This is a genomic window from Rhizobium sp. IBUN (assembly GCF_000510625.1).
Classification (GTDB): Bacteria; Pseudomonadota; Alphaproteobacteria; order Rhizobiales; family Rhizobiaceae; genus Rhizobium; species Rhizobium altiplani.
In genome coordinates this window covers 77,945-103,444 of the sequence record NZ_AZNV01000017.1, presented here as the reverse complement: position 1 = coordinate 103,444, position 25,500 = coordinate 77,945, and the positions used below count along the sequence as shown (strand labels likewise).

At 61.4% G+C, this 25,500-nt stretch carries 27 protein-coding genes and 1 pseudogene; 15 read left to right on the top strand and 13 right to left on the bottom strand.

The window, feature by feature from the left end; genetic code table 11:
* Nucleotides 1-40 precede the first annotated feature (40 nt).
* The 5 genes from RHIBUN_RS0117155 to RHIBUN_RS0117135 are packed head-to-tail and all read left to right on the top strand — an operon-like array spanning nt 41 to nt 2,295.
* Complete coding sequence (locus RHIBUN_RS0117155; RefSeq protein ID WP_025660454.1) at nt 41-334, top strand: nucleotidyltransferase family protein; 294 nt, start codon at nt 41-43, stop codon at nt 332-334.
* Nucleotides 331-693: a HepT-like ribonuclease domain-containing protein gene (locus RHIBUN_RS0117150; RefSeq protein ID WP_025660453.1), complete on the top strand. Its 363-nt coding sequence runs from the start codon at nt 331-333 to the stop codon at nt 691-693. The genes RHIBUN_RS0117155 and RHIBUN_RS0117150 overlap by 4 nt, the downstream gene beginning before the upstream one ends.
* A gap of 4 nt (nt 694-697) precedes the next feature.
* Nucleotides 698-1,198 carry an ureidoglycolate lyase gene (locus tag RHIBUN_RS0117145; protein WP_025660452.1) on the top strand — a complete coding sequence of 167 codons (501 nt, stop codon included), beginning with the start codon at nt 698-700 and terminating at the stop codon, nt 1,196-1,198.
* On the top strand, nt 1,195-1,551 hold the full coding sequence (gene uraH, locus RHIBUN_RS0117140) for a hydroxyisourate hydrolase (RefSeq protein WP_018857519.1): 357 nt from the start codon (nt 1,195-1,197) through the stop codon (nt 1,549-1,551). Before RHIBUN_RS0117145 ends, uraH begins: the two co-directional genes overlap by 4 nt.
* A gap of 3 nt (nt 1,552-1,554) precedes the next feature.
* The gene (locus tag RHIBUN_RS0117135; RefSeq protein ID WP_025660451.1) at nt 1,555-2,295 is read left to right on the top strand and encodes a metallophosphoesterase family protein; all 741 of its coding nucleotides are present in this window, start codon (nt 1,555-1,557) and stop codon (nt 2,293-2,295) included.
* 9 nt (nt 2,296-2,304) lie between these two features.
* Here RHIBUN_RS0117135 and RHIBUN_RS0117130 read toward each other — a convergent pair whose 3' ends face one another.
* Complete coding sequence (locus RHIBUN_RS0117130) at nt 2,305-3,447, bottom strand: alpha-hydroxy acid oxidase (RefSeq protein WP_025660450.1); 1,143 nt, start codon at nt 3,445-3,447, stop codon at nt 2,305-2,307.
* Between the two features lie 76 nt (nt 3,448-3,523).
* Complete coding sequence (locus RHIBUN_RS0117125) at nt 3,524-4,492, bottom strand: quinone oxidoreductase (RefSeq protein WP_025660449.1); 969 nt, start codon at nt 4,490-4,492, stop codon at nt 3,524-3,526.
* A gap of 97 nt (nt 4,493-4,589) precedes the next feature.
* On the opposite strand from RHIBUN_RS0117125, the gene RHIBUN_RS0117120 reads away from it, so the two are divergent.
* Nucleotides 4,590-5,441: a LysR family transcriptional regulator gene (locus RHIBUN_RS0117120; protein WP_018857523.1), complete on the top strand. Its 852-nt coding sequence runs from the start codon at nt 4,590-4,592 to the stop codon at nt 5,439-5,441.
* Between the two features lie 74 nt (nt 5,442-5,515).
* Here the strand turns inward: RHIBUN_RS0117120 and RHIBUN_RS33545 are convergent.
* The 3 genes and pseudogenes from RHIBUN_RS33545 to RHIBUN_RS0117105 all read right to left on the bottom strand — a co-directional run bounded on the left by RHIBUN_RS33545 (nt 5,516) and on the right by RHIBUN_RS0117105 (nt 7,684).
* Nucleotides 5,516-6,260, bottom strand: a pseudogene (locus tag RHIBUN_RS33545) (SDR family oxidoreductase).
* A 24-nt stretch (nt 6,261-6,284) separates the two neighbouring features.
* Complete coding sequence (locus tag RHIBUN_RS0117110; protein WP_018857524.1) at nt 6,285-7,274, bottom strand: aldo/keto reductase; 990 nt, start codon at nt 7,272-7,274, stop codon at nt 6,285-6,287.
* Between the two features lie 14 nt (nt 7,275-7,288).
* On the bottom strand, nt 7,289-7,684 hold the full coding sequence (locus tag RHIBUN_RS0117105) for a cupin domain-containing protein (protein WP_018857525.1): 396 nt from the start codon (nt 7,682-7,684) through the stop codon (nt 7,289-7,291).
* A gap of 123 nt (nt 7,685-7,807) precedes the next feature.
* Between RHIBUN_RS0117105 and RHIBUN_RS0117100 the strand changes: the two genes are divergently transcribed.
* Nucleotides 7,808-8,701 (top strand): LysR family transcriptional regulator, encoded by an 894-nt coding sequence (locus tag RHIBUN_RS0117100; protein ID WP_025660448.1) that lies wholly within the window; start codon nt 7,808-7,810, stop codon nt 8,699-8,701.
* Nucleotides 8,702-8,757: 56 nt separating this feature from the next.
* Here RHIBUN_RS0117100 and guaD read toward each other — a convergent pair whose 3' ends face one another.
* From guaD to puuD, 3 genes are read right to left on the bottom strand one after another with little or no spacing between them, the layout of a single operon-like run.
* Entirely contained in the window at nt 8,758-10,065 is a 1,308-nt protein-coding gene (gene guaD / locus RHIBUN_RS0117095; protein ID WP_025660447.1) for a guanine deaminase, read from the bottom strand.
* A 44-nt stretch (nt 10,066-10,109) separates the two neighbouring features.
* Nucleotides 10,110-10,541, bottom strand: coding sequence for a membrane protein (locus tag RHIBUN_RS0117090; protein ID WP_025660446.1), 432 nt, complete (start codon nt 10,539-10,541; stop codon nt 10,110-10,112).
* The gene (puuD, locus tag RHIBUN_RS0117085) at nt 10,538-11,776 is read right to left on the bottom strand and encodes a urate hydroxylase PuuD (protein WP_025660445.1); all 1,239 of its coding nucleotides are present in this window, start codon (nt 11,774-11,776) and stop codon (nt 10,538-10,540) included. The genes RHIBUN_RS0117090 and puuD overlap by 4 nt, the downstream gene beginning before the upstream one ends.
* Before the next feature lie 780 nt (nt 11,777-12,556).
* Here puuD and RHIBUN_RS0117080 point away from each other — a divergent pair.
* Complete coding sequence (locus tag RHIBUN_RS0117080) at nt 12,557-12,889, top strand: hypothetical protein (RefSeq protein WP_018857532.1); 333 nt, start codon at nt 12,557-12,559, stop codon at nt 12,887-12,889.
* Here RHIBUN_RS0117080 and RHIBUN_RS0117075 read toward each other — a convergent pair.
* Nucleotides 12,886-13,791, bottom strand: a complete 906-nt coding sequence (locus tag RHIBUN_RS0117075; RefSeq protein ID WP_018857533.1) for a LysR substrate-binding domain-containing protein — start codon at nt 13,789-13,791, stop codon at nt 12,886-12,888. The two genes, RHIBUN_RS0117080 and RHIBUN_RS0117075, sit on opposite strands and share 4 nt — an antisense overlap.
* Before the next feature lie 101 nt (nt 13,792-13,892).
* Here RHIBUN_RS0117075 and RHIBUN_RS33540 point away from each other — a divergent pair, with 101 nt between their 5' ends.
* Nucleotides 13,893-14,090, top strand: coding sequence for a hypothetical protein (locus tag RHIBUN_RS33540; RefSeq protein WP_037216974.1), 198 nt, complete (start codon nt 13,893-13,895; stop codon nt 14,088-14,090).
* Between the two features lie 54 nt (nt 14,091-14,144).
* Here the strand turns inward: RHIBUN_RS33540 and xdhB are convergent, their stop codons facing one another.
* Genes xdhB through RHIBUN_RS0117055 form a run of 3 tightly spaced genes read right to left on the bottom strand, consistent with a single transcriptional unit; the run spans nt 14,145 to nt 18,761 of the window.
* A complete protein-coding gene (gene xdhB, locus RHIBUN_RS0117065; RefSeq protein ID WP_025660444.1) occupies nt 14,145-16,484 on the bottom strand; it encodes a xanthine dehydrogenase molybdopterin binding subunit in 2,340 nt (779 codons plus the stop codon).
* Nucleotides 16,484-17,950, bottom strand: coding sequence for a xanthine dehydrogenase small subunit (xdhA, locus tag RHIBUN_RS0117060; protein ID WP_025660443.1), 1,467 nt, complete (start codon nt 17,948-17,950; stop codon nt 16,484-16,486). The genes xdhB and xdhA overlap by 1 nt, the downstream gene beginning before the upstream one ends.
* 34 nt (nt 17,951-17,984) lie before the next feature.
* Nucleotides 17,985-18,761: a 3-hydroxybutyrate dehydrogenase gene (locus tag RHIBUN_RS0117055; RefSeq protein ID WP_025660442.1), complete on the bottom strand. Its 777-nt coding sequence runs from the start codon at nt 18,759-18,761 to the stop codon at nt 17,985-17,987.
* A gap of 178 nt (nt 18,762-18,939) precedes the next feature.
* Between RHIBUN_RS0117055 and glpK the strand changes: the two genes are divergently transcribed.
* Nucleotides 18,940-20,433 (top strand): glycerol kinase GlpK, encoded by a 1,494-nt coding sequence (glpK, locus tag RHIBUN_RS0117050; protein WP_025660441.1) that lies wholly within the window; start codon nt 18,940-18,942, stop codon nt 20,431-20,433.
* Nucleotides 20,434-20,472: 39 nt separating this feature from the next.
* Here glpK and RHIBUN_RS0117045 read toward each other — a convergent pair whose 3' ends face one another.
* A complete protein-coding gene (locus RHIBUN_RS0117045) occupies nt 20,473-21,555 on the bottom strand; it encodes a hypothetical protein (protein WP_025660440.1) in 1,083 nt (360 codons plus the stop codon).
* 72 nt (nt 21,556-21,627) lie between these two features.
* Here RHIBUN_RS0117045 and RHIBUN_RS0117040 point away from each other — a divergent pair, with 72 nt between their 5' ends.
* The 5 genes from RHIBUN_RS0117040 to RHIBUN_RS0117020 all read left to right on the top strand — a co-directional run bounded on the left by RHIBUN_RS0117040 (nt 21,628) and on the right by RHIBUN_RS0117020 (nt 25,495).
* Nucleotides 21,628-22,035 (top strand): OsmC family protein, encoded by a 408-nt coding sequence (locus tag RHIBUN_RS0117040; protein WP_018857540.1) that lies wholly within the window; start codon nt 21,628-21,630, stop codon nt 22,033-22,035.
* A 125-nt stretch (nt 22,036-22,160) separates the two neighbouring features.
* Nucleotides 22,161-23,087: an MYG1 family protein gene (locus RHIBUN_RS0117035; protein ID WP_025660439.1), complete on the top strand. Its 927-nt coding sequence runs from the start codon at nt 22,161-22,163 to the stop codon at nt 23,085-23,087.
* Nucleotides 23,088-23,294: 207 nt separating this feature from the next.
* Nucleotides 23,295-23,669, top strand: a complete 375-nt coding sequence (locus RHIBUN_RS0117030) for a YciI family protein (protein ID WP_018857542.1) — start codon at nt 23,295-23,297, stop codon at nt 23,667-23,669.
* Entirely contained in the window at nt 23,666-24,925 is a 1,260-nt protein-coding gene (locus RHIBUN_RS0117025) for an RNA polymerase sigma factor (RefSeq protein ID WP_025660438.1), read from the top strand. Before RHIBUN_RS0117030 ends, RHIBUN_RS0117025 begins: the two co-directional genes overlap by 4 nt.
* A 102-nt stretch (nt 24,926-25,027) precedes the next feature.
* Nucleotides 25,028-25,495 (top strand): SRPBCC family protein, encoded by a 468-nt coding sequence (locus RHIBUN_RS0117020; RefSeq protein ID WP_018857544.1) that lies wholly within the window; start codon nt 25,028-25,030, stop codon nt 25,493-25,495.
* Nucleotides 25,496-25,500 lie beyond the last annotated feature (5 nt).

Here is a 25,500-nt window from a genome sequence, read left to right as displayed (position 1 = left end):
GGTGCTTTTCTCTTTTGCGCCCGTGACTTATAGTTGCGCCATGAGGCCATCCGAAGTGCTGGAGAAGAACAGGCAGGCGATCCGCGAAGTGACGAAGCGCTTCAACGCGGCGAACCCACGTGTCTTCGGCTCCGTGGCGCGCGGCGAGGACCGGCCGGACAGCGATCTGGATATTCTGGTGGATGCGCTGCCGGGCAGCACATTGTTGACGCTGGGCGGCTTGCAGGACGCACTGGAACAGATGATGCTGGGTACGTCCATCCATCTGCTGACGCCCGGCGACTTTCCCGAACCCGTGCGTATCCGTGTCCTTTCGGAAGCGAAGCCCATATGAGCCTCGAGCGAATTTCCTACCTGCTGGAGCGCATGCGGCAAGCCGCTACCGATGCCCATCAAATGGTCACCGATGTCAGTAAGGAGCACTTTCTGGCTGACATCATCCTTCAGCGGGCGGTCGGAATGAGCCTCCTGATGGCTTCGGAGATCGCTGCACAACTCATAAAGATCCATCCCGAGTTTATGGTAGAGCACCCCGAGTTCCCTTGGGGCGCGATGCGAGGCATGCGCAATCGTATTGCTCATGGCTATTTCGACATCGATCTCGACAAGGTTTGGGCGACCGCGAAAGACGATGTTCCCGACCTGCTCTACAGACTTGACCTCGTGCGCAATTGGCGTGCCGAAGGCGAATAAAGACATGTCTCAAATCCTCGATATTGTTCCGCTGACCAAATCCGCCTTTGCGCCCTTCGGTGATATCATCGAAGCCGATCCGGTAACGATGCGCTATATCAACAACGGAACGACCGAGCGCTTCCATGCGCTTGCCGCTGCCGAAGCGGCAGGCGAGGGCGCGCGCGTCATCATCAACCTGTTTCGCGGGCAGCCGCGCCACTTTCCCTATGAAGTTGACATGATGGAGCGGCATCCGTTCGGCAGCCAGAGTTTTTCGCCTATCTCCGGCCGCCCCTATCTCGTCGTCGTCTCCGAGGACGAGGGCGGCAGGCCCGGTCGTCCGCGGGTGTTTCTGGCGCGGGGCGATCAGGGCGTGAACTATCGCCGCAATACCTGGCACCACCCGTTGATGTCGCTTGGCGCCGTAAGCGATTTCCTTGTTGTCGACCGCGAGGGACCCGGCAACAATCTGGAAGAATACTTCTTCGAAAGGCCCTTCATCATCAGCGAGCCGAGCCTATGACCGGACTGACCACCCACGTACTAGATACCGCGTCCGGCAAGCCGGCCGAGGGATTGCGGATCGATCTCTTTCACCTTGAAGGAGAGGTCCGTCGCCATATGAAGACGGTCAAGACCAATTCCGACGGCCGCGTCGACGGCGGGCCGATCCTGATCGGCGATAGCTTCAAGGCGGGGACTTATGAACTCGTCTTTCATGCCGGAGACTATCTGCGCGCCGAGGGTATTGCTCTGCCACACCCGGCCTTTCTGGATCTCGTGCCCATCCGCTTCGGTATTGCCGACGTCACCGCGCATTACCACGTGCCCTTGTTGATCTCGCCTTACGGCTATTCGACCTATCGCGGTAGCTAGGTGATGCGGTTTGCGGCGATCGCGGATGTACACGGCAACCATCTGGCGCTCGAGGCGGTGCTGGCCGATATCGCGGCGCAGGGCGTTACCGAGATCGTCAATCTCGGCGATTGTTTCAGCGGCCCGCTGACGGCAGGGCGAACTGCGGAGCTTCTGCGGGAGCGAGACATGCTAACCGTCCGCGGCAATCACGATCGCTATCTGATCGAACAGCAGCGCGAGGCCATGCATCTTTCGGACACGGCAGCGTTTGATCAGCTGACGGCGGACGACCTGCAATGGTTGCGCGGCCTGCCGACGAGCGCCGTTTATCGGAGCGAGGTCTACCTTTGCCACGCGACGCCTGCGAACGACAGCACCTATTGGCTGGAATCCGTGTCTACGGAAGGCCATGTCTTCCTGAAGCCGCTTGCAGAGATCGAGGCGTTGGCCACGGGCGCGGATTTCCCGCTGATCCTCTGTGGCCATAGCCATATCCCGCGACTGGTTCGCCTCAGCGATGACAGGCTGATCGTCAATCCCGGCAGCGTCGGCTGCCCGGCCTATGACGACGATCGACCGCATTACCACAAGGTCGAGACCGGCCACCCGCTGGCGTCCTATTGTATCCTGGAAAAGGGCGAGACCGGCTGGCTCCCTGCCTTCCGCACGGTCGCCTACGACTACATGGCCATGTCGCGCCTCGCAAATGAAAACGCCCGCCCGGATTGGGCAGGCGCGCTCGCGACCGGTTGGATGCCGTAGCTTCTTTTCTTACTGCCGACCGAGCAGTATGGAAGAATTGACGTCGTTGATGTCGCGCTTGCCGCAGAGCGCCATGGTGATGTCCATCTCCTTGCGGAGGATGCTGAGCGCGAGTGTAACGCCGTCCTTACCCATGGCGCCGAGGCCGTAAAGGAAGGGGCGGCCGATATAGGTGCCCTTGGCGCCGAGGGCTACTGCCTTCAACACGTCCTGGCCGGAGCGGATGCCGCCGTCGAGATGCACTTCGATCTTGTGGCCGACCACATCGACGATTGGCTCCAGCATGCTGATCGAAGAGGGGGCGCCGTCCAGCTGGCGACCACCATGGTTGGAAACGATGATGGCGTCGGCGCCTGTTTCTGCTGCTGCCTTGGCGTCCTCGACGTCGCAGATGCCCTTGATGATCAGCGGGCCGCCCCACTGCTCCTTGATCCAGGCGACGTCGGCCCAGGAGAGCTGCGGGTCGAACTGTTCGGCGGTCCAGGAGGAGAGCGACGAGAGATCGGAAACATTCTTGGCGTGGCCGACGATGTTGCCGAAGCTGCGGCGCTTGGTCTGCAGCATGTCGAGGCACCAGAAGGGGCGTGTCGCCATCTGCCAGATGTGCTTCGGCGTGAACTTCGGGGGGGCGGAGAGACCGTTGCGCAGGTCCTTGTGGCGCTGGCCGAGGATCTGCAGGTCAGCGGTCAATACGAGAGCCGAGCACTTCGCCGCCTTGGCGCGATTGATCAGGTTGAGCACGAAATCCTTGTCGCGCATCACGTAGAGCTGGAACCAGAATGGCCTGGTGGTAACCGAGGCGACATCCTCGATCGAGCAGATGCTCATCGTCGACAGCGTGAAGGGAACGCCGGCTTCTTCCGCAGCACGGGCTGCCAGCATTTCGCCGTCTGCGTGCTGCATGCCAGTCATGCCAGTCGGGGCGAGCGCCACTGGCATCGACACTTTCTGGCCGATCATGGTCGTTTCAAGTGTCCGGTTCGTCATGTCGACGAGGACGCGCTGGCGCAGCTTGATCTTGGCAAAATCGCTCTCGTTCGCCTGGTAGGTCGACTCCGTCCAGGCACCCGAATCCGCATAGTCGAAAAACATCTTCGGGACGCGGCGCTGGGCGAGGCTCTTGAGGTCGGCGATTGTGAGAGGAGTGGCCATGGATAAGACTTTCACATCTGAATAACGCCATGGCCCTTAACATGATTTCCGAGGCTTTGTGTATCTCTTTCGTCGCCTATGGGACAAGAATCAGGCTGCCTGCCGCCCGTCCTTCCTCAAGGAATTGCTGGGCTTCCGCAGCCGCCTCTAGAGGGTATTCGCGGGCAATTGTCGACGTTATGCCTGAAGCCAGCATTCCGACCACGGCTTCAGCTGCCGTCAGGTAGGCTGCAGTGTCCGTGATGTAAGCCATGACGCTGGGATGTGTCAGCGATTTTCCGGGGCGAAGCTCATCAACTGAGACAGGCGGGATCGGCCCGCCGGCCTGTCCGATTGTGGCGACGACACCGAAGGGACGAAGGGCCGCTATGGATTTTGCCAGCATGCCGCCCCCGATGCCGTCATACGCGACATCGACGCCGCGGCTGTCCGTCAACCGCTTCACTGCGGCGACGACATCTGCGTCTCGGCCGATGATCAGATGGTCCGCACCGTAGCTGCGGGCGAGATCGGCCTTCTCCTCCGAACTCACGGTTCCGATGACTGTAGCGCCGAGATACTTTGCCCACCGCACGAGAATACTTCCAAGCCCGCCGGCGGCGGCATGAATGAGAACGGTCGTTCCGGGCTCGACGCGATAGGTCTTCGTCAAGAGCATGTACGCTGTCAGCCCCTTGAGCATGGACGCGGCCGCAACCTTTGAAGGTACGCCATCGGGTAGGAGAACGGCGCGGGCCGCCGGCAAGAGCCTTGTCGCGGCATAGGCGCCGACAGGCGCGCCGGCATAGGCTACGCGATCGCCGGGTTTCAGTCTCGTGACGGCGCTTCCAACGGCTTCGACAGTGCCTGCTCCCTCGACCCCGAGTACGGCGGGATAGGCCGGCAGGGCGTAGAGCCCGCGACGGTGGTAGATATCGAGGAAATTCATACCGATCGCGTCGTGACGGATGCGGATCTCGTTTGCGCCAGGCTCCTGCGGCTGCTGTTCTGATACCTGTAGTTGCTCGATGCCTCCTGGTGCGAGAAGCGTAACGGCCTTATCCATGAAACGTGCTCTCCGATTGCTGCTGCAGCCATCATCGCCCATGGCGTTATGGTCGAAAATTCCCTATCGTTTCTCATTGCATGGGAAAAAATGAACAATGATCGATTGGGAAAACCTTCGCTACTTCGCGGCGCTCGCTCGTGCCGGAACGTTGCTCGGAGCTGCGCGCGCCCTCGGAGTGGAGCACGCGACAGTTGCCCGTCGAGTGGCCGGGCTCGAGGAGCAGATGGGTGTGAAGCTGGTCGACCGGCGCGGTCGGCGCATCGTGCTGACGCCGGAGGGCGAGCGGGTGGCGGGCATGGCGGAGCGGATGGGGCAGGAGGCGCAGGCCATCGAACGCTTGGGGCTTGCGGCCGGCGCGACGCTTGCCGGCGAGGTCAGGATCAGCGCGCCACCGACGCTCGCGGCTGCAATGCTGCCGGCAGCGCTGGTCGCCTTGCGAGCCCGCCACCCAGATATTGGTATCACCATCGTCGGCGAGACCCGCTATGCGTCACTCGACAGGCGGGAGGCGGATATTGCGGTCCGCATGACGAAGCCGGAACAGGGCAATTTCGTCATCAGCAAGCTTGGGAATGTCGGCTTCGGCTTCTATGCCACGGCTGCCTATCTGGCCGCGACGTTGGAGGAACAGCGGACTTTCATCGCCTACGATGAAACGATGGCGAGCGCACCGCAGTCGATCCGGCTCGCCGACGCGACTGAGGGAAGGAAGGTGGCACTAAGGGCAACGACGCTGGAATTCCAGCTGGCGGCGGCGCGCGCTGGCGGCGGCATCGCCATGCTGCCAAATTTCATGCTGGCGGGTCGTGATGATCTCGTCGAGGCTATTCCTCAGCGGCAGCCGCTGACTCGGGAGTTCTGGCTCGTCGTCCATGCCGACATCCGCAACGTGCCGATCATCCGGGTTGTGATGGAGGCGCTGAAGTCGATTCCGTGGTCCGGCTAGCAGCTGCGGGCATTTCCGTGGGCAATAGCGCAGGTGGTTGGGGCTAAGAGGCGGCCTGAGCCGGCCGCCCCTAGTCAATATTCTTGCTTGGTCGGCCTGAACAGGATCTCGTTGACGTCGACATCCTCCGGCTGGCTCATGGCGAAGGCAACCATCCTCGCGAAAGAGTCGGCCGGGATCGCCATTGCGTAGACCTTGCGGACGCGCTCGGCGACGTCAGGTTCAGTGATGCTGTCGGGCAGCTCGGTTCGCAACGGCGCCCGGCGAGATGATCGTCGTGCGGATGTTGAAGGGCTTTACCTCCTGCCGCAGCCCTTCGGAAATGATGCGCAAGCCATGCTTGGTCGCGGCATAAACGGCGCCGCCCGGATTGACCTTGTGGCCGGTGACCGACGAGACGTTGATGAGATGGCCACTCTTCTGCTGCTTCATATAGGGCAGCGCTGCGGCAATGCCGTAGAGCACGCCCTTGAGGTTGACGTCGATCATGCGGTCCCAATCCTCGACCTTGCCGCGCTCCAGCGGAGAGTGCGGCATCAGGCCGGCATTGTTGATGATGACGTCGACGCGGCCATGCAGCCGAACGGCGTGGTCGACCAGGCGTTTGACCTGATCGACCTTAGTTACGTCGGTCTCGACGACGGCGTCGCTGCCGAGGCCGAGTTCGTCGGCGATCGCATTCAGCCGGTCGAGACGCCGGGCGCCGAGAACGAGTTTGGCGCCGTCTCGCGCCAGGTGTCTGGCCGCCGCTTCACCAAGGCCGCTGCTCGCGCCGGTGATCACGACGACCTTGTCCTTGATACTGTAGTCATGACAGATCCTTTCCCTTCGCTTGGTCACCGCTCAGCGGTCGACCCTTGCCTGTAGGTGTGCCGGATAGCGGTCACCCTCGACCTTTATGCCAGCGAGCGCGGTTTCGATGGCGGCAAGGTTTTCCGCCGTCAGCTGCGCGGCAGCGGCGCTGATGTTCTCTTCCAGACGGTGCATCTTTGTCGTTCCGGGGATCGGAACGATCCAGGGCTTGCGGGCCAGCAGCCAGGCAAGCGCGATCTGTGCCGGGGTCGCGCCCTTGTCGCGGGCGATCTCGCCGAGGCGATCGACGAGCGCTTGATTGGCCTTGCGGGCTTCGGCGGAAAAGCGCGGAACGACGTTACGGAAATCCTTGCTGTCGAAGGTGGTCGTCTCATTGATCGCGCCGGTCAGGAAGCCCTTGCCGAGCGGGCTGAACGGAACGAAGCCGATGCCAAGCTCCTCGAGCGTCGGCAGGATGTCCTGTTCTGGCTCGCGCCACCACAGCGAATATTCGCTCTGCAGCGCGGCGACCGGCTGCACTGCATGCGCGCGGCGGATCGTCCTGGCGCCGGCTTCCGAAAGGCCGAAGTGCTTGACCTTGCCTTCGCTGATCAGGTCCCTGACCGTGCCGGCGACATCCTCGATCGGCACGTCAGGATCGACGCGGTGCTGGTAGAAGAGGTCGATCACGTCGGTGTTGAGGCGCTTCAGCGCCGCATCGGCAACCTCTCTGATATGAGCAGGGCGGCTGTTCATGCCGCTCTGGCCGCCATCCGGGCCGAAGTTGAAGCCGAACTTGGTGGCGATGACGACCTTGTCGCGGAATGGCGCCAGCGCCTCGCCAAGCAGGGTCTCGTTCTTGTAGGGACCGTAGGCTTCCGCGGTGTCGAAGAAGGTGACGCCGCGTTCGAAGGCGGCGCGGATTAACTTGATCGCGTCCGCGGTGTCCATTGCCGGGCCGTAGCCATAGCTTAAGCCCATGCATCCGAGGCCGAGCGCGGAGACTTCGAGGCCGCTTTTTCCGAGTGTGCGCTTCTGCATGGAATTTCCCTTTCCTAGCCCTGGTATTGTTCGTCGGTGACCGTTTCCATCCAGTCGACCACCTTGCCGTCGAGGGCTTCGGCGATCGCGATGTGGGTCATGGCTGTTGTCGCGGATGCGCCGTGCCAGTGCTTTTCGCCCGGTTCGAACCAGATGATGTCGCCGGCGCGAATTTCTTCCACAGGTCCGCCGTCACGCTGTGCGCGGCCGGTACCGGAGAGGACGATCAGCGTCTGACCGAGCGGATGGGTGTGCCAGGCGGTGCGGGCGCCGGGCTCGAAGGTCACCGTTGCACCGCCGACGCGTGCTGGCGCCGCCCCGTTGAACGGCGCATCGATGCGGACCGTCCCAGTGAAATAATCCGCCGGTCCCTTGGCGGATGGATCGGAGCCGTTTCGCTTGATTTTCATCTTTCGTCCTTTCGTGAGCTCAGGAGCGTGCTGCTCGGCCGACGTTCGGAAGAAGATCTAGTGCGGATGCTTTCCTGCGATTAGATGGTATAAACGGCATAAGCTTATGAGTGAGATTCATGAATGACGCGGCAATCGATCAACGACCTCATCGCCTTTCTGGCCGTGGCGCGGGAGAGAAGCTTCACGAAGGCCGCGGCCAAGCTCGGCGTGTCGCAATCGGCGCTCAGCCATACCGTCCGCGGCCTTGAAACACGCCTCGGCCTGCGGCTGCTGACGCGCACGACACGCAGCGTGTCGCCGACGGAGGCAGGCGAGCGTCTGCTGAGCTCGATCGGGCCGCGTTTCGATGAGATCGAGAGCGAGTTGGCTGCGCTCAGCGAATTTCGCGAGAAGCCGGCGGGTACGATCCGCATCACCGCGGGAGAGCACGCCGCTGACGCCATACTCTGGCCCGCGCTGGAGAGGCTGTTGCCTGATTATCCCGATATCAATGTCGAGATCATCGTCGACTACGGGCTGACCGACATCGTCGCCGAGCGCTATGACGCCGGCGTCCGCCTTGGCGAGCAGGTGGCGAAGGACATGATCGCTGTGCGCATCGGGCCGGACATGCGGATGGCTGTCGTCGGAGCGCCTGCCTATTTCGACCGGCAGCTCAAGCCGCAGGCGCCTGCCGAACTCACCGACCACAACTGCATCAACCTGCGCCTGCCGACCTATGGCGGGGTCTATGCCTGGGAGTTCGAGAAAGAAGGGCGAGAGGTAAAGGTGCGGGTGGAGGGGCAGTTGGTGTTCAACAACGCGCAGTTACGGCTGAACGCAGCGCTTTCTGGCCTCGGTCTGGCGTTTATGCCGGAGGCGCTGGTGTGGCAGCCACTGTCCGATGGACGGCTCGTTCGCGTCCTTGAGGATTGGTGTGCGCCGTTCCCCGGATATCATCTCTATTATCCGAGCAGCCGGCAGACGTCGCCGGCCTTCGCCCTGCTGGTCAATGCGCTTCGCTACCGGGGGTGAGGCATACGAAATTCGCCTGCTCGCTGCGGACCGATGCCGACCTCAACGGGCAGATCTCAGATCGCACTCTTGGCGGCGACGCCTGCCACATAGGTCTCCACGATCGCGCGGTCGTCGCCCATGGTTTGCAGCAGGAAGAGTTCTTCCGGCAGCGTCTTCACGACCTCCATCTTGAGCGCCATGGCGGGCGTTGCGGCGGCGTTGAGGACGACGATATCGGCGTCGGAGCCGACATCGAGCGTACCGATCCTGTCGGCAAGGGACAGCGACCGGGCGTTGCCCAATGTTATGTGATAGTAGCTCTCCAACGGGTTCAGGCGTTCGCCGAGCAGCTGCTGGATCTTGTAGGCCTCGTCCATCGTGCGCAGCATCGAATAGCTGGAGCCGCCGCCAATGTCGGTCGCGACCCCGATGCGCACCGGCTTTTCGCGGCGCGCAAGCGCCTTCAGCGGGAAAAGACCCGAGCCGAGGAAGAGGTTCGACGTCGGGCAATGCACCGCGACCGAGCCTGCTTCGCTCATCGCATCGGCCTCGCGATCCGAAAGATGGATGCAGTGGCCGAAGAGCGTCTTGTCGCCGAGCAGGCCGTAGCGCGCGTAGATGTCGGTGTAGTCGATCGCCTCGGGATAAAGCTCGCAGGTGAACTTGATCTCGTCGTGGTTCTCGGAGAGGTGAGTCTGGATGTGGAGGTCGGGAAACTCGCGGGCAAGCGCCTGGGTGGCCTCCATCTGTGCGGGCGTCGAGGTAATCGCGAAGCGCGGGGTGATGGCGACGTGGCAGCGCGCCTTGCCGTGCCAGTCCGCGATGATCTTGCGGGTCTCGTCATAGCCCATCTGAGGTGTGTCGAGCAGCCCCTGCGGGGCGTTGCGGTCCATCATCACCTTGCCGCCGATCATGCGCATGCTGCGCCTCAGCGCTTCTGCGAAAAAGGCGTCGGCGGAGGTCTTGTGGACGGAGCAGTAGGCGACGGCCGTCGTCGTGCCGTGGCGCACGAGCTCATCGTAGAAATGCGTGGCGATGCGCTGGGCGTGATCGCTTTCGACGAAGCGGCATTCCTCGGGGAAAGTATAAGTGTTCAGCCATTCCAGCAGGTTTGCCGCATAGGAGGCAATGACCTGCATCTGCGGGAAATGCAGGTGCATGTCGATGAAGCCAGGCATGATCAGATGCGGACGATGGTCGACGGTTACGGCATCGGCGGGGGCGTGCGGGCTCACCTTGTCATAGGCGCCGCAGGCAACGATCAGGCCATCCTTGATCAGGAGGGCGCCGTCGCTTTCGTAGAGATAGCTTCCACTATCGCCAAGATCTTGGGGTGCGCGCAGGAAGGAAAGCAGGCGGCCGCGGAGGAGGGTATGTGTCATGGCTTTCTGTCTCTGTCGATTGTCTTCTTGTTGCGCCGTTGGCGTCAGGGCGCCGGCTGGGCGGCAATGGCCGCCGGAGTGTCGGCGCAGCCGTACATGGTCTTGTCTCCGAATGCCAGAACCGCGTTCAGCGTGTAGTGACGATCGGACATGCCGTCTGAGCAATCCCCTTTGGTCAGCGTCAGCTTGAAGGGTGCCGGCCCGTCGGCGATCGTCCACGTGGCGCGATCGTTCTCGATGACCGGACCGGAGTTGGCGCTTTTGACGTCCTCGATACCTGGACGGCTGAACGTGAGCCCGTCGGTGCGGATCTTGATCGCCCAGAAGGGCTCGGTGCCAAGGGCGTTCAGAACGCCTGAAAAATTGCCAGCGGCTGGTGCCGCGCCGCCCTCCGATCCCGAAGCATCCGCTCCGCTCTGCCCGCAGGCGGTCAGGGTGGCGGCGAGGAGCAGGGCGCGAAGGGTGGCTGAGATCATTCCTGTTTGCCTTCGACTGCGCTTTCGAACCAGGCGACGAGCAGCTTGCGCTCATCCGGGGTGATATCGGTCAAGTTGCCGGGCGGCATGGCGTGGCTGCGGCCCGCCTGTATATAGATCTCGCGCGCATGAGCGGCAATTTCCGCATCGGTTTCGAGGACGACGTCCTTTGGCGGCCGCGCTAGCCCTTCATAAACCGGTTCGGCGGCATGGCACATGGAACAGCGCGTGCCGACAAGCTGCTTGACCGCGGGGAAATGCGGGTCGCCGGCGAATTGCTGAAAGGCGGGGGCAACCGCTTGCGCATCCTTCTCGCCGGTTAGCACCTGCGGCACCGTGGACAGCCACATGATCAGGATGAAAAGGATCACGGTGACGATCCAGGTCCAGGTCGGGCGGCCCTTCCTCGCATGCGTCGTGTTGAACCAGTGGCGGATGGTGACGCCCATCAGGAAGACGAGGGCGGCGATTACCCAGTTATAGGCGGTGCCGAAGGCCAGCGGATAGTGGTTCGACAGCATGAAGAAGATCACGGGCAGCGTCAGGTAGTTGTTGTGGAGTGAGCGCTGCTTGGCGATCGCGCCGTACTTGGCATCGGGCGTGCGCCCGGCGATCAGGTCGGCGACGACGATCTTCTGGTTCGGGATGATGATCATGAAAACGTTGGCCGACATGATCGTTGCCGTAAAGGCGCCGAGATGCAGGAAGGCGGCGCGGCCGGTAAAGAGCTGCGTGTAGCCCCAGCCCATGAAGACGATCACGGCGTAGAGAACCGCCATCAAGCCCCAGGTGTTCTTGCCGAGCGGCGACTTGCACAAGAGGTCGTAGATGACCCAGCCAACCGCAAGCGAGGCGAGCGAGATCAGGATCGCGACCGGAGCGGTAATGTCGAGCACATGGCGGTCGATGAGGAAGAGATCGGCGCCGCCATAGTAGACGATGCAGAGCATCAGGAAGCCGGAGAGCCAGGTAAAATAGCTTTCGTATTTGAACCAGGTCAGGTGCTCGGGCATCTGCGCGGGCGCCACCAGATACTTCTGGATGTGATAGAAGCCGCCGCCGTGAACCTGCCATTCCTCGCCATAGGCGCCGGGCGGAAGGTGCGGCCGCTTCACTAGGCCGAGGTCGAGCGCAATGAAATAAAAGGACGAGCCGATCCACGCAATCGCGGTAATGACGTGAAACCAGCGGGCCGCAAAAGCCAACCATTCCCACGCTATGGCATATTCATACATAGAGTTCCCCTGTTCTTCCCTCGACTCGTCACTTTGCAGAAAGACGCGCCCGGAGGAAAGAGGATTGCGGTTACTCGGAGCTATTGCCGAGAATAACGTAGAGCCGATCACGGTAACGAACTTTTGAAAAGGCGGCGTGCGATCCGTCCGCGCACGCTCGAGGCTCGAAACCTGCCGGTAGAGCCAGGTGGTTCCCTTCATGTTCGTTGAGGAGATCAAGGTTTGCGGGAGCGACCTACCCGGAGCATGTCGACGTGGGAGCCGGTGATTGACAGCACCGCCCAACTGCCTTCGTCGCCCTTGTAACCGATCGTGTCGAGTGTCTCGTTGACCTGTCCCGGCCCTCGAACGCGAAGAAAATCCGATCCTGATAAGGCTGCAATACATAAACCATATCAACGCCGTTTTCCGGGCTGCTCACCTTGCGGACCTCGCCGACGTCGATCGCCATCAGATCCTCTACCTGAAGCCTGCGCTCCTGGGCATGCAGCGCGAGCGGCATCGAGACAAAGCATACTAGGCCAACATGTCGACGTTTTTTCATTGGATGCTCTCTGTGCCGGCGACGCTCGGCACTCTAGAGACCGCTTGCCGGCTGTCGAGAGGTGGGCGCGCGAAATGGTACGGCGCCCCCGAACAAAGGGGGCTGTCAGCGCCGCTGTGCAGCATGGAAAGTGGCTTGAAATGTCACGTTTCGATTACAATTTCATTTTGAGGCCGTCGGGCTGAGGTGGAAACCGCTTCGTCCCGGCGGCGCTTTCATCAACGGAGATGATGCCCATGCGCAGCATTCTTGTGTGTGTGATGATTGCATTCGCATCCTGTGCTTACGCGCATGATGCGCCGTCGGGCTGGAGCTATGAGCCGTTCTGTTGCAATGGTGACAGCGAGACCGGCGACTGCCAGATGATCCCACCAAAGAGCGTAGCGATCACGCCGCACGGCTATCGAGTGACGCTGCTGCCGGGGGATCACCGGCTTGTCACGCATGCGCATGTGTTCCTTCTTCCCATGGGCAAAGCGATGCGTTCGGGCGATGGCGACTACCATCTCTGCCTGTTCCCGAACGAGGATACGCCGCGCTGTTTCTACGCGCCACAGATGGGCTATTAGCTGCCGTCGATCCCGGCGGCGTTCATTTCCGCAAGAATCCAATTTCGGAATGCCTTGATCTTAGGGACGTTGCGACGGTTCTCCGGATAGGCGAGCCAATAGCCTCGGCCATCGGTGCATTGCAGTTCGAATGGGCGGATCAGCTTCCCGCTTGCAAGCTCTTCCGGATAGAAGTCGGGCGTCAGGATCGCGACACCCTGGCCGGCGACGGCAGCCGCGGCCTCATAGGCCTGGGCGCCGTAGAAGCTTGTGCTTCGCTTCTCGAGGCTGGGAATCGGTACACCAGCTGCGTCCAGCCATTGGTGCCACCAAGGATCAGTGGGATCGAAAATCCGAAGCTTCAATAGGTCGGCGGGCTCATGAATGCCGCCAATGCTTTCCGCGAGTGCCGGGCTCAGCATAGGCGTGAAGTAGACGTCCATCAGTTTGTCCGCCCGCAGGCCGGGCCACTCGCCCCTGCCTGAGCGTATGCCGACATCGACCGCTTCGCGGCCGAAATCGACCAGCGAATCCGACGTGCTGAGCCGTACGGCGATATTCGGATTGGCGAGCTGAAAATTGCCGAGCTTACGCGCAAGCCATTGGGACGCGAATGTCGCCAGGCAGGTGATCTGTAGCGTTACCTCCGTTTCGCCGCGTGCCTCGGCCATCGCGAGTTGCAGCATTTCGAAGGCTTCTGTGACCTGTGGAGCCAGCCGTTCTCCAGTCTCGGTCAGACTGATGTGACGTGGACGACGCAGGAACAGCGGCTCGCCGACATTCTCCTCCAGAAGCTTTATCTGGTAGCTCACGGCAGTCTGAGTCATGCCGAGTTCTTCGCCCGCGCGCGTAAAACTGCCGAGCCGCGCGACCGCCTCGAAGACCCGCAGGGCGTTCAACGGAAATTGCTTCGACAGCTTCATGGATAAGTTCTCTTTATGTGTTCCGACGATTGTTCGATTGGAATTGCAGCATTTATTGGCACAATCTGCAACTCAACGGATCAGATTATTGAGGTGAAGTTATGGATTGCGCCGTTATCGAACAAGAGAGCCATGCAAGGGCTGCCGGGACTTCCAGTTGGCTCTCCGGCTTTGGCCGAAGGCTGCTGCGCCGGCTTTCGGAATGGGACAGGCTGGAGCTCGAGGGTATGCCGGATCGCGTGAAGCGCGACCTTGGTTTCATGGATGGACGCGAGCCGCGCTACGACAGGGAGTTCTAGCGGTAGGGCCCGGGATGGGAACGATGGCAGCACCGCGACGTGCTGCCCGTCATGTCAGGCCCTCTTCATCCGCTCGACGGCCATCAGCACCCGCTCGGGCGTTGCCGGTGCATCGAGCTTCGGGCAGACCTTGTAATTTGCGACGCTGGCGACAGCCATCGAAATGGCCTCGAGCACCGAAATCGCCAGCATGAAAGGCGGTTCGCCGACTGCCTTGGAGCGGCCGATCGTGTGCTCGGCATTCTCCGACCATTCGGCAAGCCGTACGTTGAAGACCTTCGGTCGGTCAGAGGCGAGCGGAATCTTGTAGGTTGATGGTGCGTGCGTGCGCAGCCGGCCCTTTTCATCCCACCACAATTCTTCCGTCGTCAACCAACCCATGCCCTGCACGAAGGCGCCCTCGACTTGTCCGATGTCGATCGCCGGGTTCAGAGAACGCCCGACGTCGTGCAGGATATCGGTGCGGTCGATGAGGTATTCGCCCGTCAGTGTATCAATCGATACCTCCGAGCAGGCTGCGCCATAGGAATAGTAGTAGAAGGGCGTGCCGCGGCCGGCGGCCCGATCCCAGTGGATCTTCGGGGTCTTGTAGAAACCGGCAGCCGAAAGCTGGACGCGGGCGAGGTATGCCTGCTTGACGAAATCCGCAAATGCGAACTCCTTGTCGCCAACGCGCACGCGGTTTGGCAGGAAGACGACGTCCGATGGAGGGACGCCCCACTTGTCGGCGGCAAAGGCGACTAGCCGTTCCTTGATCTGGCGCGCGGCATCGTAGGCGGCCATGCCGTTCAGGTCGGAACCCGAGGAGGCTGCCGTCGCCGAGGTGTTCGGCACCTTGCCTGTTGTCGTCGCCGTGATCTTCACATGCTCGATATCGACCTGGAAACTGTCGGCCAGCACCTGCGCGACCTTGGTGTAAAGACCCTGGCCCATCTCCGTGCCGCCGTGGTTCAGATGGATCGAGCCATCCTGATAGACATGCACGAGCGCGCCCGCCTGGTTGAAGGCGGTCATGGTGAAGGAGATGCCGAACTTCACCGGCGTCAGGGCAATGCCCTTGCGGATGTAGCGGCTATTGCGGTTGAACTCGATGATGGCGTTGCGGCGCGCCTGGTACTCAGCGCCTTCTTCCAGTTCGCCAACGATGCGTTCGAGGATGTTGTCTTCGACTTCCTGGTGGTAAGGCGTCAGTGTGCGGCCAGAGCCGGGCTGGCCGTAGAAATTCAGCTTGCGGATCTCCAGCGGGTCCTTTCCGATCGCATAGGCGATCTCTTCGATGAAGCGCTCGGCCCCGAGCATGCCCTGCGGTCCGCCGAAGCCGCGAAAGGCAGTGTTGGAGACTGTATGGGTCTTCAGCGGTTTCGAGCTTAGATGAACATGCGGATAGAAGTAGCTGGAATCCGCATGAAAAAGAGCGCGGTCCGTGACCGGGCCTGAAAGGTCGGAAGAAAAGCCGCAGCGCGCCGCATAGGTCGCGTCGACCGCGTAAATGCGGCCGTCATCATCGAAGCCGAGTTCGTAGTCGACAAGGAAGTCATGGCGCTTGCCGGTGGCCGTCATGTCCTCATCGCGATCAGGTCGGAACTTGATGGCACGCTTCAGTTTCTTGGCGGCGATCGCTGCCAGGGCCGCGAACTGGTTGCCCTGGGTTTCCTTGCCGCCGAAACCGCCGCCCATCCGGCGGACATTGACGGTGATGGCATTCGACGGAATATTCAGCACGTGACCGACGATATGCTGGATTTCGCTCGGATGCTGGGTGGACGACCAGATGACAACGTCGTCGTCCTCGCCGGGGATGGCCACGGCGATATGGCTTTCCAGATAAAAGTGCTCCTGGCCGCCGATCCGCATCTGGCCATTCAGCCGGCGCGGGGCATTTTCCATTTTCGCCTTCGCATCGCCGCGCTGCAGGGTCATTGGCGTGATGACGAGTGGGCTGCCGTTCTCGAGCGCACCGTCAATATCGCTCCAATGCGGCAGGTCGCGATACTCGATCTTCGCCTTGCGGGCGGCCCGCCGGGCAATCTCGCGCGTCTCGGCGATGACGGCGAAGATCGGCTGGTTGTGGAATTCGACCTTCTTCTCGGCGAGCAGCGGCTCGTCGTGGCTACCGTTGGAACTGACATCATTGACGCCGGGAACGTCCTTGCCAGTGAGAACCCAGACAACGCCGGGCGTCGCTTCGACCTCCGAGAGATCCATGCTGACGATTTCGGCGTGCGCCCGGTCGGACAGGCCGAGTGCGCCGTGCAACAGGCCGGCGGGCTCCGGAAGGTCGTCGATGTAGTCGGCCGATCCGGTCACATGCTTGTGCGCGGAATCGTGGCGCAAGGCATCGTGCATCGCGCCGTTGATGATGAATTTGGGATCGGCGAAAGTCGACTTGTCCATTATGCCACCTCCTCGAAGCGGTGGAGCTCAGCTGGTGCGCCGGATGTTTCCAGGAAGAAGCGCGTCAACAGGTTCTTCGTCGTCAACTGGCGATACTCGGCCGTTGCGCGCCAATCGCTCAGCGGTTGGAAGTCGGCGTCGAACTCTGCACGCACTTCTTCGATCGTTTGTTCGTTCCATGGCCGGCCCATAAGCGCATTCTCGACGTTGCGCGCACGCTTCGGCGTTGCGGCCATGCCGCCGAAGGCGATGCGGATGTCGTTAACGTCGCCTTCGCCGTCCAGCGTCAGATAGAAGGCGCCGAGAACCGCCGTGATGTCTTCATCGCGGCGCTTGGTGATCTTGTAGACCGCAAACTTGGTTTCTTCTGCCGGGTAGGGCACGAAAATGCTCTCGACGAATTCGCCGGGGCGCCGATCCTGCTTGCCGTAGTCGATGAAGAAATCTTCCAGCCGCAGCATGCGCGTTCCGGCCAGGGAGCGCAGCTTCACCGTCGCTCCAAGGGCAATCAACGGTGGTGGCATATCGCCGATCGGCGAACCATTCGCGATATTGCCACCGATAGTACCCATGTTGCGCACCTGATCGCCGCCGATGCGGTTGATGAGGCGGCCAAGCGTCGGAACCTTACCGGCGATAGTCTCGAAGGCGCGGCTGTAGGTGACACCCGCGCCGATCGTGAAGCCGCCGTCGCCAGCGGTGAGCGACTGCAGATCGGTCAGATGGTTGATGAAGACGACGGGGTCCAGGGCACGCATCTGCTTGGTTACCCAGAGGCCCACGTCGGTCGATCCGGCGACGATCGTGGCGTTCGGCTCTTCGGACAGCACACGGGCCAGCGCGTCCAGTGATCCGGGCAGAGTCAGTCGGCCCTCCGCCGTGGTGATCGTGACGGTCTCACTGTTTCGCATCGCCCAGAGGCGCGAGATGATCTCGGAGCGGGTTTTCTCCAGCGGATCAAAGAGCGCGCTCGGGCGGGTGTGGCTCACCTGCTCGGCCGCCTTCACGATCGGCTCATAGCCGGTGCAACGACAGAGATTGCCTTGCAGTGCCTTTTCGATGTCTGCGCGGCTCGGCTTGTCGTTGGAAAGCCAGAGGCCATACATCGACATGATGAAGCCCGGCGTGCAAAAGCCGCATTGCGATCCATGGCAATCGACCATCGCCTGCTGTACCGGATGAAGCGTGCCGTCCTTGGCGGCCACATGCTCGACAGTGACGACATGGGTGGCGTTCAGCGACCCCATGAAGCGAATGCAGGCGTTGACGGACTCATAGTGTAGCTTGCCGTCTATCAGCCGTCCGACAAGGACGGTGCAGGCGCCGCAATCGCCCTCCGCGCATCCTTCCTTCGTGCCGGTCAGCCGGCGCTTCAACCGGAGATAATCGAGAAGCGTCTCGGTCGGCCGGACATCGCCAAGCGTGATGTCCTCGCCATTCAGGATGAAGCGGATGCTGTCGTTCATATTGTTCCCTGGTTTTTATCTTTGTTTTGAATGGTTATGCCGCGGTCCAGCCTCCGTCAATCGAGATGTGGGTCCCGGTCACTTGCCGAGCCTCGTCGCTTGCGAGGTAGAGAGCGAGCGCGCCAATCTCTTCGGCCTTGACGAATTCATGCGTTGGTTGCGCCTTTAGGATCACCTCGGTCTTGACCTGTTCCTCGGTGATGCCGCGCGCCTTGGCCGTATCCGGGATCTGCTTCTCGACGAGGGGCGTCAGCACGTAGCCTGGGCAAATCGCGTTCACGGTTATGCCGAATTCGGCAAGTTCGAGCGCGGCGGTCTTCGTCAGGCCCAATATACCATGCTTTGCAGCGACATAGGCGGATTTGAAGGGTGAGGCGACCAACCCGTGCGCGGAGGCGATGTTGATGACGCGGCCTAGCTTCTTTGCCTTCATCAACGGAATCGCCGCCCGCATCGTGTGAAACGAGCTGGACAAATTGATGGCTATGATCTGGTCCCACTTTTCGATCGGGAAGTCTTCGATCTTCTCGACATGCTGAATGCCGGCGTTGTTGACCAGCACATCCACACTGCCGAAGGTCTTGGCGGCCGTTTCGATCAGATCCGCGATTTCGGTCGGCTTTGTCATGTCTGCCGGATGGTAGATCGCCTTTGCCTCCGAGACTGATTCAAGCGTCTCGACTATCGCCTTGATTTCCTCGGGCTTTCCGAAGCCGTTGATGACGACGTTGTCGCCCTTGCCGGCAAAGGCTGTCGCGATCGCAAGCCCGATGCCGCTGGTGGATCCGGTGACGACGACTGTTCTGGCCATGCGCTTCTCCTCAGGGTGTTTTGCGACGCAATAGAGCTGAGGTTATGCGCAAAGCATCTCTGCTGGCAATTGCGGTCAAGGCAAAACTCCTGTGTCGAAGCGATGGCGGGTTCTTTCCTCAATCGCCCTCCTGTCCTATTGATTTCTCCCGACAATCACGATCAGCGGGAGGGCTGGCATGAGCGGGTATGTTCTGGCAATCGATCAGGGGACGACGTCGACACGGGCGATCGTCTTCGACGGCGAGATGAAGATCGCCGGTGCGGGCCAGAAGGAGTTCCGCCAGATCTATCCGCGATCCGGTTGGGTCGAGCACGATCCAGAGGAAATCTGGGATTCCGTCATCTCGACGATCAAGATGGCGATCCGTGAGGCCAGGATCACGGCAAAGGACATTGCGGCGCTTGGCATTACCAACCAGCGCGAGACGGTTGTGGTCTGGGAACGCGAGAGCGGCAAGCCGATCCACAACGCGATCGTCTGGCAGGATCGCCGCACCGCAAGCTATTGCGACAAGCTGAAGAGACAGGATCTCGAAAAGACTTTTACGAAGAAAACCGGCCTTCTCCTCGATCCGTATTTCTCCGGCACCAAGCTTTCGTGGCTGCTCGCGAACGTCAAGGGCGCACGGGCACGCGCCGCCAAGGGCGAATTGTGCTTCGGCACCGTCGATACGTTCCTGATCTGGCGGTTGACCGGCGGCAAGGTGTTCGCGACCGATGCGACGAACGCCTCTCGCACGCTGATGTACAACATTGCCGACAACACGTGGGACAGGGATCTCCTCGACATCCTGCGCGTTCCGGTAGCCATGCTGCCCGAGGTAAAGGACTGCGCCGACGATTTCGGCACGACCGAGAAAGCAATCATCGGAGCGGAGATCCCGATCCTCGGCGTCGCCGGGGATCAGCATGCCGCGACCATCGGGCAGGCCTGCTTCGAGCCGGGCATGATGAAGTCGACCTACGGCACCGGCTGCTTCGCTCTGCTCAACACCGGCAGCGACATGGTTCGCTCGAAGAACCGGCTGTTGACGACGATCGGCTATCGGCTGAATGGCGAGACCACCTACGCGCTCGAAGGCTCGATCTTCATCGCGGGAGCCGCGGTGCAGTGGCTTCGCGACGGGCTTGGCATCATCGATACCGCCTCGCGCACCGGCGAGCTGGCCGATGCCGCGGATCCGACGCAAGAGGTCTACCTGGTTCCCGCCTTCACCGGCCTCGGCGCGCCGCATTGGGATGCCAACGCCCGTGGGGCGATCTTTGGCCTGACGCGCAACAGTGGGCCGAAGGAATTCGCTCGGGCCGCGCTCGAGGCGGTCTGCTACCAGTCCCGCGATCTGCTCGATGCCATGCACAAGGATTGGAAGGGCGGCGTGGAGAGCACCGTCCTTCGTGTCGATGGCGGCATGGTTGCCTCCGACTGGACGATGCAGCGGCTTGCGGACATTCTCGACGCGCCTGTCGATCGGCCGGTCATCCTCGAAACCACGGCGCTTGGCGCTGCCTGGCTTGCCGGCAGCAAGGCCGGTGTCTGGCCGGACCGCGTTGGGTTTGCCAAGAGTTGGAAACGCGACCGCCGTTTCGAACCAAGCTTGGACGAGAAGACGCGTGCGGCGAAGCTGAAGGGATGGCGGAGTGCCATCAAACGCACGCTTGCCGACGTCTGACGAGCGTGGTCCCGTTCGCTGAGGGTGCAGGTAGGTCGGCTATTCCTCGATCTCGCCAGCGGCTCGGCTCATGCGATGCTCGAGAAAAGTCAAACGGTTCTCCTTGATGGCTTGCAGGGCGGACATGTCGCTGCCCGCTATCTTCAGGTGTGGCAGATGCTCTCGGTAAACGAGTTCGAATATTGCGGCACGCGTGCCTGGATCGACAGGGTTGGCCTCGTAGACGGGTAGGTCCGCGTGGATCGAGGGGCGGCCCGTGGCCTGTTCGATGCGCGTGGAATAGACTGGCTTGCCTTTGATCCGCGTTGTCGTTGCCGACATGTCGGCGCAGATTTCAAGCGCCTGCAGGATCGTAAACCTCTCCTGTCTTGTGGGCAGAACAAACCGGTGCATGATGTCCATCGAGCGGCCACTGTCGCTCAGGTTGGCGATGATGGCGAGATCGCCGAGACGGATCATGATGGTTTGCGTTTCGTGCACGGTGACGAAGTCGAAGTCCTCACGATAGCGATCGTCGTCAATCGCGAGGATGACGATCGAGCCCAACACCTCTGGCGCGATATGCGCGCCGGTGTAGGGGGATCTGGCGAGGCAATGAATGTGATGCAGCGTCGCCCAGTCGGTGTTCTTGTCTTGCATCACCGCTTCCACGCGGTGATCGGGGTTGATCGGGATGGCGCCGTCCTTGATCAGGAACTTCAGGAAGATCCAGGAAAGCCAGGCAAACAGCAGGCGTTGTGTGTCACCGTCGAGATGGCGCAGAAGTTTCGAGTGTCCGCCTTCCATTAATCGCCGCACCGGTTGTTCAAGCTTTCTTCCGAGCATCGAATTGCAGTCCTTGCAGCAGGGGATCGTGTGGCGACCGTATCGGCGACCATGGTATTCGTGCGGCAGGCTGACCTCCTTGTCGTAGAGGTCGTACTTCCGCAGGATCCACTTGGGCAGGACGTGTTCCCGGTTGACCACTTTACTGTCGAGGGGTTCGCAGCAGATCAGGCACCGTGTCTTTTTGCTGACGAGGTCAATGAAGGTGTCGGTATCGATGTAGACCTTGGGGTCATTCAAATACGGTGAAGGCGTCATGTCCTTGTCTCCCGTCGGATCGATGAGGATAATATGCACCGAGTTTCCCGTCAGGTCGCGCGAAACTGCGGCGTGTTCGGACTTGCCTGTTTCAGTCACGGAGGAGTTGGCATGGTTGCGGTCACGGTGGAGCTGCGGAATGTCGAGGGTACGCAAGCGGCGATGGGGTGGGCCGGTCCGCACACCATCATTGTCGATCGTCCGGAGGGGAAGGCCGGTGGGCAGGGGCTCGGCTTCAACGGCGCACAGCTTTTGGCGCTGGCGCTCGGCGGGTGCTTCTGCAACGACCTGCGCTATGTCGCCGAAGAGATGGGCGTCTTGCTTGGCAGGATTGCGGTCTCGGTAGTCCTGGAGCTCGAGGGGAGCCCGCTGCTCGCCAAATCGGCCAAGATGACCGTTCTCTGCGAAAAGCAGGATGGCGACGGCGCCGAACGTGTGATCGAACGGGCGAAGGAGGTCTGCATGGTCGCCAATTCGCTGGGGCGTGGGGTTGCAGTTTCGATTGAGCATGCCGCCTAGTCTAGGCCCTATAGCCGGAACTGAAGCGGGCACGACGGGCACTGACGGGTTGAGATGACCGCCAGCAAAGGCTATGAGCTGCCGACCGCAAGCGGCTTCCGCAAACCAACAAGGGCGCATCCTGCATGACTCCAGAGTTCCTCGTCACTCATTCCGGTGGCTTCCATGCGGATGAGGTGCTGTCGAGCGTCATCCTCACCCGGCTCTTCCCGCAGGCTCGAGTGATCCGCAGCAGGGCGCCGGAGTGGATCAAGCCGGGCGCCGACCGCATCATCTATGACGTCGGCGGCGCGTATGATGCCTCTCAGCGTATCTTCGACCACCATCAGCGTGGCGCACCGCTGCGTGACGATGGGCAGCCCTACAGTTCGTTCGGCCTGGTCTGGAAGCACTACGGCCACGACTATCTTGTTGTCACCGGCATTCCAGAGGCTCACGTCGCGGCCTTGCATGCCTCGTTCGACCTCTCCTTCGTGCTGCCGGTCGATCTGACTGACAATGGTGCGCTCAGCCCGTCCGGACCGCTGGCCGGGCTGACGCTACCGACCTTGCTGGAAACCTTGAAGCCGGTGTTCGACGAAACGGACGCGAATGCCGATGATCGCAGATTTCAGGATGCCGTTGCCATCGCCCGCAGTTTCGTCGAGGCGAAGATCGCTCAAAGCGCCGCCAAACTGCGGGCAGAGACGCTCGTGCTTCAGGCGATAGAGCGTACGGGGCAGGGGCGCGTGCTCGAACTTCCGATGGGAATGCCTTTCCGTCCCGCGATCGTCAAGGCGGGCGCCGATCACCTGCTCTTTGTCGTTCATCCGCGAGAAAGGGATTGGTGCGTCACCGGCATTCGCCGCGGGGACGAGGGGTTCGAACTTCGTGCGGATCTGCCTGCTGCCTGGGCCGGCCTGACCAATCACGATCTGGAGGCCGTTTGCGGCGTCGATGGCGCAACCTTCTGCCACAACGGCCGATTCGTCGCTGCAGCCAAGACACGCGAGGCCGCGTTAGCGATGGCCGAGCTGGCCGTGCAGGAGGCCATCAACGTCGGATCAGGCTGACTAGATGGAGAGGAGATAGCTGGCGCTCGTCAGGCCCGACCGTTTTAGCAAGAAAGGCTGCGACCGCAGACGTCGTCCGTTTGCCGCATTCGGCACGCCGGCCCCTGCCGTCAGGGCGGCGGCATCTCCTTTTGCGCGCTGCAATTTTTTGCTGCGTTCTGTCGGATGTCACGCTACTCCTTCGTCATTCAGGAAGAGGAGTAAGACATGCTTTATGCAATCCTTTGTTACGCCAATGAAGAAACGGTGTTCTCCTGGACCAAGGAGGAGGAAGACGCCGTGATGGCGAAGCTTTATGCGGTTCAGGCACCTTTGGCCGAGCGCGGCAAGCTTGGTCCTGTCGGCCGGCTGATGCCGACGACAGCGGCGACCACCGTGCGCAAGGGCAAGGAGGAACCGCTCGTTCTCGATGGCCCCTTCGCGGAAACGAAGGAAGCACTCCTCGGTTTTTACGTGGTTGATTTCGACACTCTGGAGGAAGCCGTTGCGTTTTCCAAGGAGCTCTCCACGGTCAACCCGGGTTCTACCTCTTACGAAATTCGGCCGTTCTACGTGTTCCGACCGGGAGTTTCTTCGGCATGACAGACATTGCCTGGATCGACGTGACGCTTGCTTCGGCCCGACCGAAAGCGCTTGGTGCGCTGCTCAGATACTTCCGCGATCTCGATATCGCGGAGGAGGCCTTCCAGGAGGCCTGTTTGCGCGCCATCCGTACCTGGCCGGACAAGGGGCCGCCGCGCGATCCGACGGCATGGCTGATCTTCGTCGGCCGCAACAGTGGCATCGACGCCGTGCGCAAGCGTTCGAAGACGCAGGCACTTCCTGATGAAGAACTGATCTCCGATACCAGCGATGCTGAGAGCGATATTGCCGAACGGCTTGATGATTCCAACTATCGCGACGATATCCTGCGGCTGCTCTTCATCTGCTGCCACCCGGATCTGCCGGCGACGCAACAGATCGCATTGGCGCTGCGCATCGTCTCGGGCCTGTCAGTACAGCAGATCGCGCGTGCCTTTCTTGTTGGCGAAAGCGCGATGGAGCAGCGGATCACGCGGGCCAAGGCTCGCGTTGCCAAGGCCGGTGTACCCTTCGAGACGCCGGACGCGCAGGAGCGGGCCGAGCGGCTCTCGATCGTCAGCACAATGATCTACCTGATCTTTAACGAGGGCTACAGCCAGGCGGATCCGAAGCACGACGCCTGTGCGTTCAGCGACGAGGCGATCCGGCTCGCGCGGCTCCTGCTGCGCATCTTCCCCGGCGAGCCTGAACTGATGGGTCTGCTCGCATTGATGCTCCTGCAGATCTCGCGGCGCCAGGCCCGTTTCAACGGTGAGGACGATATCGTGCTGCTCGAGGATCAGGATCGTTCGCTGTGGAACCGCGAGCTGATCAACGAGGCGCTGGCGCTGCTCGACAAGGCGATCCGCCATCGCCAACCGGGGCCTTACCAGCTGCAGGCGGCGATCGCTGCCCTGCATTCGCGGGCCAGGCGCGCCGAGGATACGGACTGGGAAGAGATCGAGCTGCTTTATCGCGCGCTGGAGCGTGTTCAACCGTCGCCGGTCATTACGCTCAACCGCGCCGTCGCCGTCTCCAAACTCAAAGGGCCGGACGTGGCGCTGGCACTCGTCGAAACGCTTGGCGAGAAGCTCGATGGCTACTTCTACTATCACGGCCTGCGTGGCGGTCTGCTGAAGCAGATCGGTCGTGCCCGCGAGGCGCACGAGGCCTTCGATCGCGCCATAGCACTTGCTCATTCGGCAGCGGAAGCCGCGCATATCCGCCAGCAGATCGACAGCCTCGCCCATGGGGCCGCGCAGCCGATCGCCAAATAATTCCAGAAATAATTGCGCCGGGTTGTCGGAACCGGAAAACCTCCCACGTCCTTGTAACAACCTGATCGAAAACAGGTTTCACTCAATAGGAGGAATGCCGAGATGACCGCAGAAGCCCAACACGAACTGGTTCTCGTCCGGGAATTCGACGCTCCGCGCGAGAAGATCTTCAAGGCCTGGACCGATCCTGTCCTGATGAAGGAATGGTTCGTACCACGTCCCTGGACCCTTGCTGATGTGAAAGTCGATGCACGGCCGGGCGGCTCGAACCTCATCGTCATGCGCAGCCCCGAGGGCCAGGAATTTCCGAACCGCGGTGTCTATCTGGAGATCGTCGAAAACGAGAAGATCGTCTTCACCGATGCGTTCACCAGCGCCTGGGTGCCATCCGAAAAGCCGTTCTTCGTCGGCATCATCCTGCTCGAAGACCTCGGAAACGGCCGGACGAAATATACCGCGAAGGCGCGGCACTGGACTGCGGCCGACAAGGAACAGCACGAGCAGATGGGCTTCCACGAAGGCTGGGGCAAATGCGCCGACCAGCTCGCCGAGCTGCTGCCCAGGATCTGAGACTA

Bases quoted from the DNA above. Each gene is read 5' to 3' on its own strand.
- RHIBUN_RS0117155 (WP_025660454.1), top strand. From the start codon at position 41: ATGAGGCCATCCGAAGTGCTGGAGAAGAACAGGCAGGCGATCCGCGAA.
- RHIBUN_RS0117150 (WP_025660453.1), top strand. From the start codon at position 331: ATGAGCCTCGAGCGAATTTCCTACCTGCTGGAGCGCATGCGGCAAGCC.
- RHIBUN_RS0117145 (WP_025660452.1), top strand. From the start codon at position 698: ATGTCTCAAATCCTCGATATTGTTCCGCTGACCAAATCCGCCTTTGCG.
- uraH (WP_018857519.1), top strand. From the start codon at position 1,195: ATGACCGGACTGACCACCCACGTACTAGATACCGCGTCCGGCAAGCCG.
- RHIBUN_RS0117135 (WP_025660451.1), top strand. From the start codon at position 1,555: ATGCGGTTTGCGGCGATCGCGGATGTACACGGCAACCATCTGGCGCTC.
- RHIBUN_RS0117130 (WP_025660450.1), bottom strand. From the start codon at position 3,447: ATGGCCACTCCTCTCACAATCGCCGACCTCAAGAGCCTCGCCCAGCGC.
- RHIBUN_RS0117125 (WP_025660449.1), bottom strand. From the start codon at position 4,492: ATGGATAAGGCCGTTACGCTTCTCGCACCAGGAGGCATCGAGCAACTA.
- RHIBUN_RS0117120 (WP_018857523.1), top strand. From the start codon at position 4,590: ATGATCGATTGGGAAAACCTTCGCTACTTCGCGGCGCTCGCTCGTGCC.
- RHIBUN_RS0117110 (WP_018857524.1), bottom strand. From the start codon at position 7,274: ATGCAGAAGCGCACACTCGGAAAAAGCGGCCTCGAAGTCTCCGCGCTC.
- RHIBUN_RS0117105 (WP_018857525.1), bottom strand. From the start codon at position 7,684: ATGAAAATCAAGCGAAACGGCTCCGATCCATCCGCCAAGGGACCGGCG.
- RHIBUN_RS0117100 (WP_025660448.1), top strand. From the start codon at position 7,808: ATGACGCGGCAATCGATCAACGACCTCATCGCCTTTCTGGCCGTGGCG.
- guaD (WP_025660447.1), bottom strand. From the start codon at position 10,065: ATGACACATACCCTCCTCCGCGGCCGCCTGCTTTCCTTCCTGCGCGCA.
- RHIBUN_RS0117090 (WP_025660446.1), bottom strand. From the start codon at position 10,541: ATGATCTCAGCCACCCTTCGCGCCCTGCTCCTCGCCGCCACCCTGACC.
- puuD (WP_025660445.1), bottom strand. From the start codon at position 11,776: ATGTATGAATATGCCATAGCGTGGGAATGGTTGGCTTTTGCGGCCCGC.
- RHIBUN_RS0117080 (WP_018857532.1), top strand. From the start codon at position 12,557: ATGCGCAGCATTCTTGTGTGTGTGATGATTGCATTCGCATCCTGTGCT.
- RHIBUN_RS0117075 (WP_018857533.1), bottom strand. From the start codon at position 13,791: ATGAAGCTGTCGAAGCAATTTCCGTTGAACGCCCTGCGGGTCTTCGAG.
- RHIBUN_RS33540 (WP_037216974.1), top strand. From the start codon at position 13,893: ATGGATTGCGCCGTTATCGAACAAGAGAGCCATGCAAGGGCTGCCGGG.
- xdhB (WP_025660444.1), bottom strand. From the start codon at position 16,484: ATGGACAAGTCGACTTTCGCCGATCCCAAATTCATCATCAACGGCGCG.
- xdhA (WP_025660443.1), bottom strand. From the start codon at position 17,950: ATGAACGACAGCATCCGCTTCATCCTGAATGGCGAGGACATCACGCTT.
- RHIBUN_RS0117055 (WP_025660442.1), bottom strand. From the start codon at position 18,761: ATGGCCAGAACAGTCGTCGTCACCGGATCCACCAGCGGCATCGGGCTT.
- glpK (WP_025660441.1), top strand. From the start codon at position 18,940: ATGAGCGGGTATGTTCTGGCAATCGATCAGGGGACGACGTCGACACGG.
- RHIBUN_RS0117040 (WP_018857540.1), top strand. From the start codon at position 21,628: ATGGTTGCGGTCACGGTGGAGCTGCGGAATGTCGAGGGTACGCAAGCG.
- RHIBUN_RS0117035 (WP_025660439.1), top strand. From the start codon at position 22,161: ATGACTCCAGAGTTCCTCGTCACTCATTCCGGTGGCTTCCATGCGGAT.
- RHIBUN_RS0117030 (WP_018857542.1), top strand. From the start codon at position 23,295: ATGCTTTATGCAATCCTTTGTTACGCCAATGAAGAAACGGTGTTCTCC.
- RHIBUN_RS0117025 (WP_025660438.1), top strand. From the start codon at position 23,666: ATGACAGACATTGCCTGGATCGACGTGACGCTTGCTTCGGCCCGACCG.
- RHIBUN_RS0117020 (WP_018857544.1), top strand. From the start codon at position 25,028: ATGACCGCAGAAGCCCAACACGAACTGGTTCTCGTCCGGGAATTCGAC.